This window comes from Leptospira ainlahdjerensis (assembly GCF_016919175.1).
Taxonomy (GTDB): domain Bacteria; phylum Spirochaetota; class Leptospiria; order Leptospirales; family Leptospiraceae; genus Leptospira; species Leptospira ainlahdjerensis.
Genome location: NZ_JAFFPU010000035.1, coordinates 72179 through 87206 on the forward strand (window position 1 = coordinate 72179; position 15028 = coordinate 87206).

Annotated in this window: 15 protein-coding genes; 12 read left to right on the forward strand and 3 right to left on the reverse strand. The window is 41.4% G+C overall.

The genetic code is table 11. From position 1 onward, the window contains the following. Positions 1–16: 16 nt before the first annotated feature. The 3 genes from JWG45_RS10195 to JWG45_RS10205 all read left to right on the forward strand — a co-directional run bounded on the left by JWG45_RS10195 (position 17) and on the right by JWG45_RS10205 (position 2496). Complete coding sequence (locus JWG45_RS10195; RefSeq protein WP_205279640.1) at positions 17–799, forward strand: PhzF family phenazine biosynthesis protein; 783 nt, start codon at positions 17–19, stop codon at positions 797–799. A gap of 89 nt (positions 800–888) precedes the next feature. Then, positions 889–2004, forward strand: a complete 1116-nt coding sequence (locus tag JWG45_RS10200; protein WP_205279641.1) for an aminotransferase-like domain-containing protein — start codon at positions 889–891, stop codon at positions 2002–2004. Between the two features lie 3 nt (positions 2005–2007). Continuing rightward, positions 2008–2496, forward strand: coding sequence for a DinB family protein (locus tag JWG45_RS10205; protein WP_205279642.1), 489 nt, complete (start codon positions 2008–2010; stop codon positions 2494–2496). A gap of 32 nt (positions 2497–2528) precedes the next feature. Here JWG45_RS10205 and JWG45_RS10210 read toward each other — a convergent pair whose 3' ends face one another. The 3 genes from JWG45_RS10210 to JWG45_RS10220 are packed head-to-tail and all read right to left on the reverse strand — an operon-like array spanning position 2529 to position 5182. Beyond that, positions 2529–3728: an acyltransferase family protein gene (locus JWG45_RS10210; RefSeq protein ID WP_205279643.1), complete on the reverse strand. Its 1200-nt coding sequence runs from the start codon at positions 3726–3728 to the stop codon at positions 2529–2531. A 2-nt stretch (positions 3729–3730) separates the two neighbouring features. Then, entirely contained in the window at positions 3731–4675 is a 945-nt protein-coding gene (locus JWG45_RS10215) for a hypothetical protein (protein ID WP_205279734.1), read from the reverse strand. Positions 4676–4690: 15 nt separating this feature from the next. Beyond that, positions 4691–5182, reverse strand: coding sequence for an LIC13259/LIC11441 family protein (locus JWG45_RS10220; protein ID WP_408611620.1), 492 nt, complete (start codon positions 5180–5182; stop codon positions 4691–4693). 287 nt (positions 5183–5469) lie between these two features. On the opposite strand from JWG45_RS10220, the gene JWG45_RS10225 reads away from it, so the two are divergent. The 9 genes from JWG45_RS10225 (at position 5470) to JWG45_RS10265 (ending at position 15019) form a co-directional block, all read left to right on the forward strand. Next, positions 5470–5796, forward strand: a complete 327-nt coding sequence (locus JWG45_RS10225) for a (2Fe-2S) ferredoxin domain-containing protein (RefSeq protein WP_205279645.1) — start codon at positions 5470–5472, stop codon at positions 5794–5796. Further along, the gene (locus JWG45_RS10230) at positions 5793–6815 is read left to right on the forward strand and encodes a zinc-binding dehydrogenase (protein WP_205279646.1); all 1023 of its coding nucleotides are present in this window, start codon (positions 5793–5795) and stop codon (positions 6813–6815) included. Before JWG45_RS10225 ends, JWG45_RS10230 begins: the two co-directional genes overlap by 4 nt. A gap of 12 nt (positions 6816–6827) precedes the next feature. Then, on the forward strand, positions 6828–7382 hold the full coding sequence (locus tag JWG45_RS10235; RefSeq protein WP_408611623.1) for an LEA type 2 family protein: 555 nt from the start codon (positions 6828–6830) through the stop codon (positions 7380–7382). Between the two features lie 52 nt (positions 7383–7434). Beyond that, a complete protein-coding gene (locus JWG45_RS10240) occupies positions 7435–7776 on the forward strand; it encodes an LIC13255 family lipoprotein (protein ID WP_232380626.1) in 342 nt (113 codons plus the stop codon). Positions 7777–7785: 9 nt separating this feature from the next. Then, positions 7786–8277, forward strand: a complete 492-nt coding sequence (locus JWG45_RS10245) for a hypothetical protein (RefSeq protein ID WP_205279647.1) — start codon at positions 7786–7788, stop codon at positions 8275–8277. A 17-nt stretch (positions 8278–8294) separates the two neighbouring features. Then, the gene (locus tag JWG45_RS10250; protein WP_232380627.1) at positions 8295–8756 is read left to right on the forward strand and encodes a DUF3293 domain-containing protein; all 462 of its coding nucleotides are present in this window, start codon (positions 8295–8297) and stop codon (positions 8754–8756) included. A 70-nt stretch (positions 8757–8826) separates the two neighbouring features. Continuing rightward, positions 8827–9753, forward strand: coding sequence for a DUF1175 family protein (locus tag JWG45_RS10255; protein WP_205279738.1), 927 nt, complete (start codon positions 8827–8829; stop codon positions 9751–9753). A gap of 9 nt (positions 9754–9762) precedes the next feature. Further along, the gene (locus tag JWG45_RS10260; RefSeq protein WP_205279648.1) at positions 9763–14370 is read left to right on the forward strand and encodes an alpha-2-macroglobulin family protein; all 4608 of its coding nucleotides are present in this window, start codon (positions 9763–9765) and stop codon (positions 14368–14370) included. Next, complete coding sequence (locus JWG45_RS10265) at positions 14351–15019, forward strand: YfaP family protein (RefSeq protein ID WP_205279739.1); 669 nt, start codon at positions 14351–14353, stop codon at positions 15017–15019. Before JWG45_RS10260 ends, JWG45_RS10265 begins: the two co-directional genes overlap by 20 nt. The last annotated feature ends 9 nt before the right edge of the window (positions 15020–15028 follow it).

Genomic DNA, 15028 nt, shown 5'->3' on the forward strand with positions numbered 1-15028 from the left:
AGGGAAATCATTTTTTATGAAATTAAAAATTCTTCAGATCGACGCCTTTGCCGAAAAAGTATTTCAAGGAAACCCTGCGGCGCTCTGTCCGTTGGAAAGTTGGATTTCCGAGGAATGGATGCAAAACATCGCTTTCGAGAATAATCTGAGCGAGACCGTTTTTTTTGTCCCGGAAGGAGATATGTTTCGGATTCGTTGGTTTACTCCGGAACAAGAAGTGGATCTTTGCGGTCACGCCACTCTCGCGACCGCCCATTATCTTTTCGATAATGGAATCGTAAAAGGGGATGTCGTTCGTTTTCAATCTCTTTCGGGAGAATTAGCAGTATTCAAAAAATATGATATTCTTTACTTGGATTTTCCTTCCCGTAAGCCGATTCGAATCGAAGATACGCCGAAAGAAATTCTGAATTCGTTTTCGATTCTTCCAACTGAGGTTTGGAAATCCAGAGATTATCTTCTTGTCTATGAAAATGAAAAAGATCTTCGTGAACTTTCTTATAAGGCGGAGATCGCAAAAGATTTGGACACTCTTGGTATTATCGCAACGTGTCCGGGTGAAAATTTTGATTTTTTATCCCGATTCTTTGCACCGGCCGCGGGATTGTATGAAGATCCGGTCACAGGGTCTTCCCATTGTTCGCTGATTCCCTTCTGGTCAGAAAGATTAGGCAAGAAAAATTTAAATGCATACCAAGCTTCCAGAAGAGGCGGGAAATTATTCTGCGAAGATTTAGGTGATCGAGTTCGTATCGGAGGAACCTGTGTTCCGTATCTGGAGGGTTGGATCGAAATATGAACGCAAACGAATTTTTCTTTTCGGATAGGATTATAAAATCGAACAGATCCTTTATTCGCGAGATTCTAAAGATAACTTCCGATCCAGAAATGATATCTTTTGCCGGGGGGCAACCGGATCCCGCGTTATTTCCTTTGGAAGAATTAAAAAATGCGTCCGAGTTGGCGTTTCAAAAACACGGTTCACAATTGCTTCAATACGGAATATCCGAGGGTTATATTCCGCTTCGAGAAAAAATCTTTGAAAGATATTATAAAAACATTAATTACCAGGGACTGAGTCCTGAAAACATTCTTATCACTACGGGATCTCAGCAAGCTTTGGATTTGATCGGTAAAATTTTTATAAATCCGGGAGATCCGATTTTGATAGAACGCCCCGGATACTTGGGAGCGATTCAAGCGTTTTCACTCTATGAACCTTTTACGATCGGAGTTCCCTTGGAAGACGACGGTTTGGACACGTTCGTATTAGAAAATACACTTTCTAAAACGAAACCGAAATTCTTGTATTCCAATCCTACCTTTCAAAACCCGACCGGAAAAACTCTCTCCATCGAAAAAAGAAGAAGAATTTCGGAAATTTTGAGAATGGAGAATTGTATTCTTATCGAGGACAATCCCTACGGAGAAATCCGTTTTGAATCAGACACGATGCCGAGCATTCAGTCTTTTTATCCCGAACGAACGATCAGCATCGGAACCTTCTCCAAAACTTTATCTCCGGGTTTTCGAGTTGGTTGGGTTTGTGCACCGGAAGAAATTATAAACAAACTCCTGATAGCTAAACAGGCCAGCGATCTTCATTCCAACATTCTTTCTCAGATTGTGTTAAACGAATATCTAAATCATTACGATCTGGATTTGCAAATCGACAAAATTCGGAATTCTTACAAACTCAAAAAGGAAGCTATGGAGTCCGCTCTGAATCGATATTTGGTAGAATTTGCGGATTGGATTTCTCCAAAGGGAGGAATGTTTTTCTGGTTAAATCTGAAAAACGATTTGAATACGATGAAACTTTTCGAAACTGCGATTGCAAATAACGTGGCCTTTGTTCCTGGAAATCCGTTTTATACGGGTGTTGCAGAAACGAATACGATGAGAATCAACTTCTCACATTCTTCTATCGAAACGATTGAAAGAGGAATTTGTAGAATTGGCGAATCGATTCAAAAACTTTCGCCCATTTCCGTACAGGGTTAAACTATGATTAGTCTTGAATACTGCAAACTTATGGCGCAATATAATCGATGGATGAACGAAAAGGTTTATTCCACTTGTTTCAAGCTTACCGATTCTCAGAGAAAGGAAAACAGGGGCGCTTTCTTTAAGTCGATTCATTCTACTTTAAATCATATCCTTTGGGTGGACCTGTCGTGGATGGCGAGGTTTGAGGGAAAAGATCTTCCCGGAGGTTCTGCGAGTTCGGATCTCTATTCAGACTTTGACGAACTTTTTAGCGCGAGGAAAGAATGTGATTCGAAGATCGTGGACTGGTCCCTCGGAATCGATTCGAGTTGGTTGGAATCTAATTTTCGTTTTTTCAGTGTCGTTTATCAAAAGGAGTTGGAAAAGCCGATTTGGGTTTTGGTCGATCATATATTCAATCATCAGACTCATCACAGAGGGCAGATCACTACCTTGATTTCTCAATTCGGTTTTGACGTCGGAGTTACGGATCTCGCCTGGATGTAATCGAATTCTTAAATGAACGTTTTAAGTTTTTCTTATAGATTGGTTTTTGATTCGCTCAAAATCCTTTCTTTCAAAATCAAAAAAGGTCTTTCGATCAAAAGATATAAAATCCAGGAAAAAAGAAAACAGCAGAGGATTGCGGCCAAGACAGCGAACAAAAAAACACCCGCGCTCGGAGTCCTATATTCCGCGATCACTTTTGAAACCGTAATTCCCGCGATTAGGATATTCCACAAATACATCGTATAACTCAGTCTTGCTATCGGTCTCAGGAATGGCGATCCCAATAAGAAGGAAACCGATCCTTTCGTTCGGATCGAGGTAAAAACCAAAAGTGCAAAACCTATATTAAAAAAATTGAAACCGAATGTTCTCCGGAACCAGTGCTCTAAAGGAAATCCGTGTCCGATCAAAAGAAAAAGAATTCCAATCGCGGGAATATAATTTTTCAGAAATTTCGGTCTTTCAGGTCTTAAATGCGACGCAACAATTTGAATTTCTCCGAGAATCATACCTGCGATCAAACTGTCGATCCTCGTATGCGAGTAGATTAAAACAGAAATGTCGGATTTCTGAAGAAAGTAAAAAATTCTAAAAAACAAAGGAATCAAGTAAAGAATCGCCAATAAGAAAATTCTTTTTTTGGATTTTAGTTTAAAAAGCAAAAACGTGGAAAGAAAAGGGAGAATTAGGTAAAACTGTTCTTCTATGGATAAAGACCATCCCACCAAAGAAAGGCGATGTTCCGTATAATTAGAAACGTAAAAAAAATCCGCGTAACTACTTTGTAAAATCAGAAGAATTGAATTCAACTCCGCCGATTGTAATTCGTTCGGATTCGGAAGTTGAGAGATTTTTTGGAATCGCCCCTGATAATAAAAATAGAGAATAAATAGGCAAAAGTAATAAGCAGGGAAAATTCGAAACGTCCTTGCGATAAAAAAACTTTTTTTGCTGAAAAGATCGGGTTGTTCCCGATATTTTAGAATTCCTGAATAGATGAGAAAACCGCTCAATACAAAAAAAAGATCCACGCCAGAATTGAAATTGGAAAGGACGTTTTGAAGAATTTTAGGAATGTCCGTCACTGAAAAGGGGAGCCAGACGTGATAAATGATTACGAGTAGGATTGCGATCGCACGAATTCCGTTTAAAGACTGGATTTCTTTTTCGTTTTTGAGAAACGGCGAAAAGATGTACCGGAAAATTTTTTGCACTAAGAGCTGACCCAAACTCAGTTTTTAACGGGTTTTTGTTTGTATAAAAGTTCTTTGATTAGATTTTTTTCGGATCTACCTAAAATTCCTTTTTCCTCAAAGATTCCCAAAATCTCCATCGTAATCTCCGGTTCTAAAACCGAAAGATCGGCGAAGAGCGATTGATGATTGAGTTTTCCGGATTGGTATTTTTCAAGGATCGTGTGCGAGGATTCAATGATCTGTTGTTTACGGGAAACCAATTCTTCCATAGTGGAAAGGATCATAAAAATTTCAGGATCGTCTTCGAAAAGATTTAGAATGTGTCGATAAATCCCCGGGCTTCGAATTGGAAGTTCGTAGATTCCGTCTTTGAGTGAAAGATATAATTCCTTTTCTTCTTCGATTGAGAGGCCAGCGAGAGTTTTTAAATCGGAGACGGTATCAGGAGGAAGAACCGTTAGAAACTGTGATGCGAATTCGGGGTCTTTCGCTTCTCTTACACAATACGCGACAAAATTACAAATCCTCTTAGAAGAGAGAGATTTCCAATAATCGTTTGATTTTAAATCCAAGAAGGCGATATTTTTTCTTTCTCTTCTGCGTTCGTCCTCCGATTGCATGAATATATTGTATTCGTGTATTACGATTTTATAAAGCAGTTTATCGCTGAATGCATCGATTACTTCTTTTATTTTTTCGGGTTCGATGATCGCAAGAAAATATCTCAGAACTTCGAAGTAGGCTTCACCCTTCGCGATAAATCCTTCCAGCACGAGCGGATGCGCTTGTAAAAAGGCTGAAGCACCCACGTTGATTCCCACCTTTCCTTCGGCAAAGGCATTCATTTTCTCTTCTGCGATACAGGATTCCCTGATCGCTATACTCCATTCGTTCGGAATAAGATTTTGTCTGCAATTGGCGGGACACGGCTCCCCCAAGGAAATACCAATTTTACAGCGAGTTTTTAAAATTCGTTCCAGAAGGTTTCCTTTATATCAGGGAACAAGATCTCCACAATCTCTCATTTCAGGAGCGTATGGATTTTGTATTTGAGTGCCTTGTTTTACCCAGGTTTTTTTAACCATGGGACAATAGAATTTATTAAAAACTCCGTTCCCGCCGGCGAGTTTTACACTTTCGGCCAAGGTTTCGGAGAATGAAGAATATGCTTCGAAGAATTTTTCCACGTCTTTCGAGTCCTTCTTACGAAGGGAATGTAACATTTTCTCCGCCTCGTTTTTTAGACCTCCGTTCAATTGAATCAGAGCCTGAACATTGGTTTCTAATTTGGAGACGTCCGGAATTTTTTCTTCCTCTTTCATGAGGAAGTTATGAATGGATTCATTTTCGATTAAAATAGACTGAAGAGCGTCTTTTTCGGGTTCTGTGATAGGAGCTCTTTGTTTTACACAAAACGTAAGAAGTACAAGAATCCCAGCGGAAATTACAAATGGACGGAACATTCTCAAAGTCTCCAAGACGGTCATAAGGTTAAGTCTAAGATTCTAGAAAAAACCTTGGTGTAAAGTAAGGAAACGATTAAAATACAAAAAATGCAAAAGACTTCTTCAAGTCCCACTTTGATCTCGAAAAGCGCAAGATGTTTGAAAAACCTTCAGATCGATAACGGTTTATACTTCGATATAATTCCGCCTGTTTATGTCCTCGATTCCGTTTGAAAGCGAACTTCTCTCGGGTTTTGATTTCTGGAAACGGGTTGCACATTCTACCTGGTCTTGGATTCTACTGAAAATGAAAACGGGGTTCTTTATCCATGGCTGACTTTTACAACAAACATATATTTGTTTGCGAAAACGTAAGGGGAGAAGGGGAAAGGGTCTCCTGCGGTCGCTCCGGTTCGATTCAGTTATTGGCTTCTTTAAAAAAGAAAATAAAGGATTTGTCAATTCCGGGAAAAATTCGAATCCAAAGGGCGGGTTGTTTGGATCGATGCGAGCTTGGCCCGGTTCAAGTAAGCTATCCGGAAGGAATGTGGTTTTCCCTTAAAACGGAAGAAGACGTCGATATATTCTTAAAATATTATATAGAATCGGAACAGATCGAAAAGATAGAACATTTAGTCATCAAGGAAAATTTATGAATCTCCCAAAAACATACAAGGCCTTAGAACTCAGAGAATACAGTGAAAACAAAAACAGTGCTCAGATCGTTGAAAAGACGATTCGTCCCTTAAAAAAAGGAGAAGTTTTGATTCGGATGCATTCGGCGTCCATCAACCCTTCCGACTTGATGTTCTTACGCGGACTTTACGGTATCAAGAAGAAACTTCCAGTCGTCCCAGGATTTGAAGGAAGCGGACAGGTCGTATCCTCCGGAGGTGGTTTTTACGGATCTTATCTAAAAGGTAAGAATGTCGCCTGTACTGCGCCGGGAAGAGGCGACGGTGTTTATGCGGAGTATATGATCACGGATGCCTTCAGTTGTCTTCCGATCGGAAAGGATCTATCTTTAGAACAAGGAGCTTGTCTTTATGTAAACCCGATCACTGCGATCGCGATGGTGGATCTCGCTGAAAAATACGGGGCCAAGGCGATCGTTCAAACGGCCGCTGCGAGCGCTTTGGGAAAAATGGTTGTCGGAATCGCAGCGAGAAAGGGAATTCAGGTGATCAACGTAGTGCGTAAGCCGGAACAGGAAGAAGCCCTAAAAGCGGTAGGAGCAAAACACATCCTCAATTCGGAGGTTTCCAATTTCGAAAGACAACTTCGAGTTCTTTCTAACGAACTCAAGGCTACCGTTTGCCTGGACGCGGTGGCTGGAGAATTGACCACAAAAGTTTTACTCGCGATGCCTTACGGAAGCCGCGCTATCATTTACGGCGCCTTATCCGAAAAGGAAATTCCAATCCATGCAGGAATGATGATATTCCAAGATAAGAAGTTGGAAGGTTTTTGGCTTTCTACCTGGGTTCCGCAACAAAGTCCTTATAAGATTTGGAAACTTTCCAAAGAATTGAGATCCTTGGCTAAAAAAGAATTGAAAACGGATATCGCAGCTCGATTCCCGTTGGACAAAGCGGTCGAAGCAATCGATAATTATGCCGCAAATATGACCAAAGGAAAGGTGCTGATTCAAACGTCTTTCGCGGAAGGAAAATAAAATTTGAAAACAATCGATCCTAAAAACCGAATCGAAAAGTTTTTGCTTTTTGGTTTTTTGTTTCTCCTTTTTTCCTGTTCCGCTTTGAAAGATAATTTTAAAGCTCTTCAGAAGTGCAAGTTTCAGGTTCTTTCTTTGGAAGCCCAAAAGGCGGAACTCATTTCTTTTCCGCCGGTTCCCAAAATTATCTTTTTGGCGAAGGTGGAAATCGAAAATCCGAATGAAACGGATGTTACGATTCATAAATTCGATCTTTCCTTTTTTGTTCCGGATTCTTCGGAAAAAGATTCGGAACTTGCACGAGTGGTTTCGAGCGAACAAATCGTGATCCCCGCGCTTCAGAAAAAGCTAGTGGATCTTCAGGTCGAAACCTTATTTGAAAAAAAGATGGATAGAAATCTTCTTCAAATCGCTCTGGGAATCTTACAGGCGGGTATTTCCGGAAAGGAACTTCTTTTTACGATTCGCGGGAGTTTCGAATACGAAACGATCTTTGGACCGGTTCAGATCCCGGTGAACGAAAAAATTCCTTTGAAAACTTCCAAAAAAAGTTCGATCGGTTTTTGATGAATCTTTCCTGTTTGAATCCAAAGCTTCTTCGGCGGAAATGGTGAATACGATGTGTTTTTCATTTTTGAGAAATCTTTTGCAAGGATTCCTGAAATCTTTTATCATAGGATTCTTATTTTTATTTTATTTTTCCGGATGTTATCAGAAGAATACGGACGCGGACTTTTACGAGTTTGAGGAAGCGAATACGAAGCTGATCGTCGCATATCAAGCGAAGGATGTTCTTTGTAACACGAGCCGAAGAGTGACTGCGTTTGTTCCCGGAAGATCCAGAAAAAAAGACATTGAACTTTGTGTGAGCGCGGTCTTTGCGGTGAGTTGCGAGTCTTGGTCCTCCACTTCGACGGACGCAACACCGGCTACCTGTAAAGGGATCGAGTTTCGATATTAAGGAAATTGAATGAAGCCCGCGGAATGGTTTTTTGGAATCAGTCTCCTGCTCGCCGGTTTGACTTACCTTTTTCTTCTTTTGGTTAGAAAGAAGGAGAACGACGGCTCCAATTCCATAGTAAAATACGGGCTTCCTAAAGATCAGGAGGAAGGTTCTTCGGTTTCGAACCGTTCCGATACAAGAGATTCCAAAAATCCCAAAACAAATATCTTGGAAGTTTTTGATTACAATGGAATCAAAATCATGCACGAGAACGGAATTTATACCGTAAACACTGGCGGAGAAATCGAAGTCTACGCTTCTTGGCAAACACTACCTTCCCGGTATCAGAGAATGGTCAAAGAGATGGATCATCGTGCGACGGGGGAAAAAAAAGCGGGTAAGTATTATATGGAAATTTTAAACGGAGTTTATTACGTGATCTTTCCAGACGGGAAAAAACAAAAATACAAACACTTCGAAGAAATTCCGGAAAAGATTCGAAAGAATCTCGGTTATTAAACGAATTCTTTTTAAAATTGATCTCTTTAAAAAATCAAATTCTATTCTTTTATCACAGATTACGGAGCGGGAATCGTTTCACGATTTCGTTGATTGAATCTTATCTAAAGACACGTTATCTTGTCTTTGATCCTAGTTTGTCGATAAGCGCCGAATCCTTCAATCCTGCATTGGACGACTTCTTAAAAGAACAGGGAAAAAAAGAATGGGCTTATCTGACTGCGTTTAATCCTCGTTCGAAAGTCATTTCCATGAAAGAAAACCAAAGTAGAAATCGGGAACTCAAACTCGAATTGAATTCTTATCTCGTTTTGGAGGGGGAAGGAAAAGGCGAGGATCCCGATTGGATTCCGGAATCCAGTTTCCTCGTGCTTGGAATTCCTGAAAAGAAAGCGATTTTTCTTGGAAAAAAATTTCAACAAAACGCGATCTTAGTCGGAAGCATTACTCGAAAGTCTAAACTAAAATTTTTATACTGAATTCTAAAATCGCTTTCCTTTTCGCCTTCCTATACGAATCTTCCGTTCTGTGAATCGTTTCCCTTTGCTTATGAGTTTGAGTTTGCTTTTATCATTCTCTTGCGGACCTTTCTTTTTGCCGAGTATCGATTCCACAAAAGTTAGAATTCCAGCCGATGGAAAATCGATCGCAGTCCTGACGATCACAAACCCGTATTTCGGAACTCCGGATTCTTTTCAATGGGATGAGAAGAAGGACTCTTCTTTAAAACTTTTGTCTTTGGAAAATTCCGGCTCGAAGCAAATCCTCCGTTTGATTGCAGGTTATAAACCGGGAAAACAGTTTCTTCATACTCAGTTAGGAACGGTCGTTGAGATTGAATTATTTTCGAGAGAAGGAGATTGGGACGAGGACGGATTTCCGGATTTATCCGAACTCAGATCCGAAGAGGATCGCCGGGCATTTCGAGAATGGTTTGTTCAAATCGCTCTTTCTCAATATCTAAAAGAAACCGGCTCTTGGAACGTGCAAGAAAGAGATTGCAGTGGACTGATTCGATTCTCCTATAAAGAAGCTTTAAAAAATCATGATTTATCTTGGCAGAAAAAAAATGGAATTCTTCTCGATAAGAACATTCCCGATGTCCGAGAATTTCAATATCCGGATATACCTTCTATCGGTATCAATTTATTTAGAACCGGATTGAAAACATTTGGCGCGTTTGCCGATGCGGAAAGCCTTGAAAAATACAATACATCCTTTGTTTCGAAGAACTTAGAGTCGGGACTTGCAGGTGATATTTTATTTTTTCGCGAAGATCGAGGAAATGGGACTAATTTTCACTCGATGATTTTGGTGGAAGAAAATAAAAAGAATCCACTTTTATTGTATCATACCGGTTCTCATCGGGGAATTCAATTGATTCGTTCAAAAGAGTTGAATAAGAGCAATCGATTCTCACCGGAGCCGAGCAATCCTTCCTTTTTGGGAATCCATCGATTTCGTATTTTAGATTGAGGTTATGGAATGAAACGCGTTCAAAAATTGATTTTAGGGTTATCGTTCGGGGCCGTGTTGGTTCTGGGGTTAGCGTATCGATTTCCAATTTCGGGGAATCCTAATTTTTACTTAGGAACAGATCGAAGTTTCGGTCCCGGAGAAAAACCTTATATCAACTTGGAAGGTAACGGGCGAGCCGATTACGAATTTAGAATTTATAAAATCGCCGATCCTCAAGGGTTTCTTTCTAAAAAAGTAAAAGAAAGATTGATTCAAGAAAATAACGAAGGTGCCTTTGGAAATCCGATTTCTCTTTTTTCCCGAACAATGGATAAGTTTGAAAAGAATTTCAGATCCGTAGCAAGAAAGGAATTCAATTCTTCCACTCGCTCGGTGTTAAAGGATACTTTAGGAATCAATTACGAGACTCCTTCGAAAGAACGAACGTTGGCGGTTGCCTCCATTCTTCCCGAGCACGAATTGATTTCGACCTTCTATGTTCCGAGTGTCGCGTCCTCCTGGGCTTATCGAAGAATCCCCGTCCCGGTTTCGGATAACGGTGTTTATCTTGTGGAAGGCGTTTCCGGTTCCAATATCGCCTACACGGTTCTTGTAAGATCGAGTTTGAATTTTTTAGTAAAACAAGCCAGTTCCGAGACGTTCGTCTATGTCGCTAGAAAAGATACGGGAGAACCGGTTTCCGATGTGGATCTGAGTCTGTTCAGTCTCGAGACGGGAAGTATATTCCATTCTTCTAAAACGGGTTCGGATGGGACTTTTCTTTATAAGGGAAATACTCCGGTTAAAACTCTCATCTTAGCGAAGAAAGGAGGAGAATACGCAGTTTCTGATCCTGAATTCTATTCCAGCTCTTTTTACGGAGAAGGAGGAGCGAGAGCTTATATTTATACGGAAAGACCGGTTTATAGACCGGGGGATACTGTTTACTTTAAAGGTGTGGTGCGGAATTTCAATCGGGACGATTATCGAATAGCATCCGGGAGCGCCACGGTTTCGATTCATTCCGAGGACGGAGAAAGTCAGCTTCCGGTCATACCGGTTTCGATTTCCGGAGATCAGGGAACCTTTTCGGGGGAATTTCAGATTCCGAATGAAGAATCGATCAAACTCGGAAACTTCACTTTGGTTTTGAATTTTCAAGATCAGACTTTTCAGACCGAGTTCTCAGTGGAGGCTTATGTCAAGCCGACCTTCCTCGTTACGGTTAACGTTCCGAAATCCAATTTTTTGCAAAAAGAAGAGGTGAACGCGACCGTAAAAGCGAGATACTACTACGGTCAACCTTTGAGCGGAAAGGATGTCCAGTTCCGAGTTTTCAGAAGACCCAAGTTCGATTTTTCTCCGGTCGGTAAAATGAATTTCGACGCGAGCGCCGATTATCTGGAACAAGCGGGGCAGAGCGACAAACAAGAGTTAGTTCATAGCGGAACGGGTTCTTTGGACAAAAAGGGTACTTATTCTATTCAATTTAAACCGAACAAAGTGGACGCCGATTCTATTTATACGGTCATCGCTTCGGTTCAATCCGAAGATCTTACTCTGGATGGAGCGGCTTCGTTTTCCGTAAATAGAAGCGCATTCTTTTTAAAATTGGAAAAGGATCAATCGGTTTACGAACCTGGAAAGGAAAGTAAACTTAAGGTCAAATTGGTTCCTTACGACAAAACGTTAAGCGAAGAGGCGCGAAAGAAGGAAATCCAAGGACGTAAGGTCGAACTCGTCCTTTACAATCGCGAAATTCACCATTCCTCCGAAGGCGGGCGTTCTAAAATTTCCAAAACATCCGCGACAACAGATGTTTCGGGGAGCGCCGAAGTTTCATTTGCAATTCCGAAACGAGGACAATACATAGTTGCCGCCGAGACGGAGGATGCGGAAGGAAACGAAACCAAAAGTGAAACCTTCTTTTGGGCTTCTTCGGTATCGGATTCGATCGATATTCCTTTTAAGGACATCAATTTAAAACCAGGTAAAGATTTGTATTCCGTCGGCGAAAATGCTGAAATTCTTATCTTAAGTCCGATTTCAAACGGTCACGTTGTCCTCACCGTCGAAGGGAATCGGATTTTTAAAAGCCAAGTTGTCAAGATGAACGGAAACGCTCTGAAGTATTCCGTAAAGATCAGTCCGGAAATGAGTCCCAACTTTACGTTATCCGCCGTTCAATTTTCCGGAAGCGACGTTTATAAGAGTCAGGTCCGAATCGTAGCGCCCCCGGAAGAAAAATTTATCAAAGTGGATTTGGCTTCCGTTAATAAGGTTTATCGACCCGGCGATAAGGCGGAGATCAAACTCAAAACTACAGGACTCGGAGGAAAGGCCGTTCCTGCGGAAATTTCGGTCGCGGTCGTTGACGAAGCAATCTATCAAATCAAAGAAGAAAAGATTCCGAACATCGGTACTTTTTTTTATCACCCAAGGAGAAATAACGTTCAGACAACATTAGCTTCTTCTTATAAATTTTTCGGATATTCGGAAGAAAAACGTCTGAAACTGGCGTTGGGCAAAAAGGGAGAATCCGGTTATTCCGCGATCAAAAACGAAGAACAAAATCGAGATCGATTTAAGGATACGAGTTTTTGGAACGCGAAGGTCAAAACGGCTTCGGACGGAACCGCAGTCGTTAGTTTTGTTTTGCCGGATAATCTCACTTCTTGGAGGGTCACTGCGATCGCGATTACTTCGGATACAAAAGTCGGTCGAGGACAGACGAACTTCGTCACTAAAAAAGATCTGATGATTCTGGGAGGTCTTCCTAGATACATTCTCAAGGGAGAATCGCAAAAGGTGACCGCAACGATTTCCAATCAGACAAATCGTAAGTTTCCGGTAAACGTTTCTCTAAAAATGGAAGGCCTAAAAGCGATCGGTCCTGAAAATACGACGATCCAGTTAGAGCCCGGTCAGAATCAATCGGTTCAATTTACGGTTCAGGCCCTTCAGGATCCTAAGATAAAATTAGCAAAATTGAATATTCTTGCTTCCGGGGGCGGTGTTTCCGATTCCATACGATCCGAAATTCCTCTGAAAGTTTGGGGATCGCCACGCGTTAGCTCGGATAGTCTTGGGTTGAACAAAGGAACCGGTTCCGGGTTATTAAAGTTGAACGTTACCAAAGAGTTGGCAGATCCGTATTTGGAAATCAGATTGAGTCCCGCAACCCTGCCCGCGCTGAAACAATCTTTGGAATATCTGGCGGATTATCCTTACGGCTGTGTGGAGCAAACGATGAGCCGTTTTTATCCTCTACTTTCCGCTCAAAAGGCGGGTTTTATAAATTCTCGAATTCAAAAAGAATTACCTCGGATGATCGATGTCGGTTTAAAAAAAGTTCAAGAATTACAAAGAACGGATGGGGGATTCGGTTGGTTCGATGGAAATTCGGAGAGTGACGTTCTGATGTCGGCTTACGTTTTGAAAGCGTTGGCTATCAGTCAAAAGAACGGCGCGAGGGTGACTGCGAATACGATGTATAGGGCTCGAAATTTTCTCTATTCCTCTTTGGAAAGAGGAGATATTTCGGATAACGTGAAATCTCACGTTTTGAATGCTTTGAGTGAAAGCGGATCATTGGAAAATTCTTTGGTGGAAGGTCTTTCCAAGTCGGAATCCAAACTCAACTTCTATGGCAAGGCATTGTTGGGATTGACCTTTTTTAATCAAGGGAAGAAGGCGGAAGCGTCTCGGTTGTTTAAGAAGGCGATCGAAGAAAGCGGTTTTGGAAAAGCTCCGTTCCTAAAACTGGCTTCCTACGGTAAAAATCCGAATTGGGAAGAGGACAAAATCGAAGGCCTGTCCAGTCTTCTGAGTCTCGGTGTTCGTTTAAACGAAAACGAAACTCTTTTGGAAAACTTGGCCTCTTCCATTCTCACAAATCGTAACGGTTATGCCTGGAACAATTCCAGGGATACTTCTTTGGCGGTGTTGAGTTTATCGGAATATTTGACGGTTCTTCGAGAATCGGATTCTTCCGCCGAGGTTGAGATCAAGCTGAACGGAACAACGCTCAAAAGTGCGACGTTTTCTCCGAAATCTGAAGACGGTGAACTATTTAAAATCGTAGTCGCTAACGATCTCATTCATTCGGGTGAGAATCGGGTAGAAGTGATCAAGAAGGACGGCCCCGTTTTTTACGCTACCGCGTCTTTGTTTTACAAGGATCGTTCCAAGACGATTTCTTCGTATTCAAACGGAATTCAAATACGAAGAAAATATTACAAAGTCAAAACCGGTTCGGACGGATCCGGAATCGAAGTTTCGGAAACGAAGTCCTTTTCCACAGGCGATATCGTATTAGTGGAATTGAATGTAATCAAAGAGGGAAGTCCGGATTCTTACTTTATGATTGAAGACGTTTTGCTGCCTGGTTTTTCATTTCTCCAAAGGGACGCGGAATATCTTTCCGGAGACAGAAAGGTGGAATACGATTCTCGTCAAATCTTCGACGATCGGGCGGTCTTCTTCGGCGCCGGGCCAAAAAAAGATTTCACGGTTCGCTATTTTCTACGAGCCGAAGTCGGCGGTAAATACAAGGCCATTCCTGCTAGGGCTTATCTCATGTATTATCCCGAAGTAACGGGAGGGAGCTCCGATGATGAAATCAAAGTGGATTAGTTCGATTTTTTTGATTTTATTTTTTTCCGGTTCCATCTGGTCTCAAAAGATCCAGATCGATTCTCCGAAAGGAGGATTTACGACGGAAAGAATTTTGAATGTTTCCGGAACCGTGAGCGGAATGGATGTTCAAAAAATTACGGTTGTGATCAACGGGATTCCGCAGTGGATTCCACTTTCGGGAGAAAGGTTTTCGTTTTCTTCAGTGACTTCTCCCGGAGAAAATATAGTTGAGGTCAAAGCCGGCCGTTTTTCGGAAAAAACCGCATTTTACGCTAAAATACCGAAAAGGGATATTAAAGTTTTATTAACTTGGGATACGGCGAGTTATACGGATCTTTGGGTGATCGATCCTACCGGAGAAAAATGTTATTGGTCTCATACATCCACGAAATCGGGCGGAAATTTGGTGTACGACGATTCTACGTTTGCACCGCAGACATTTACGATGGCAAAGGCGCTTCCCGGTTCTTATTCAATTCAGGCTCAGTATTACGCGCCGTTTGAAGCTCCGATTACAAGGGCTAACGTTTTCGTCGTTTTGTATGAAGGAACACCGAATGAAAAAAGAATGCAGTATCAGTTTATCCTAACGCGCGCTCAACAAGTATATCATCTCGCGAATTTTAATATTGAACCGGAGATCTAAATGAATACA

What these genes read in the sequence shown, in the direction of transcription:
- JWG45_RS10195 (WP_205279640.1), top strand. Translation starts at nt 17, where the DNA reads ATGAAATTAAAAATTCTTCAGATCGACGCCTTTGCCGAAAAAGTATTT.
- JWG45_RS10200 (WP_205279641.1), top strand. Translation starts at nt 889, where the DNA reads ATGATATCTTTTGCCGGGGGGCAACCGGATCCCGCGTTATTTCCTTTG.
- JWG45_RS10205 (WP_205279642.1), top strand. Translation starts at nt 2,008, where the DNA reads ATGATTAGTCTTGAATACTGCAAACTTATGGCGCAATATAATCGATGG.
- JWG45_RS10220 (WP_408611620.1), bottom strand. Translation starts at nt 5,182, where the DNA reads ATGACCGTCTTGGAGACTTTGAGAATGTTCCGTCCATTTGTAATTTCC.
- JWG45_RS10225 (WP_205279645.1), top strand. Translation starts at nt 5,470, where the DNA reads ATGGCTGACTTTTACAACAAACATATATTTGTTTGCGAAAACGTAAGG.
- JWG45_RS10230 (WP_205279646.1), top strand. Translation starts at nt 5,793, where the DNA reads ATGAATCTCCCAAAAACATACAAGGCCTTAGAACTCAGAGAATACAGT.
- JWG45_RS10240 (WP_232380626.1), top strand. Translation starts at nt 7,435, where the DNA reads ATGTGTTTTTCATTTTTGAGAAATCTTTTGCAAGGATTCCTGAAATCT.
- JWG45_RS10245 (WP_205279647.1), top strand. Translation starts at nt 7,786, where the DNA reads ATGAAGCCCGCGGAATGGTTTTTTGGAATCAGTCTCCTGCTCGCCGGT.
- JWG45_RS10255 (WP_205279738.1), top strand. Translation starts at nt 8,827, where the DNA reads ATGAGTTTGAGTTTGCTTTTATCATTCTCTTGCGGACCTTTCTTTTTG.
- JWG45_RS10260 (WP_205279648.1), top strand. Translation starts at nt 9,763, where the DNA reads ATGAAACGCGTTCAAAAATTGATTTTAGGGTTATCGTTCGGGGCCGTG.
- JWG45_RS10265 (WP_205279739.1), top strand. Translation starts at nt 14,351, where the DNA reads ATGAAATCAAAGTGGATTAGTTCGATTTTTTTGATTTTATTTTTTTCC.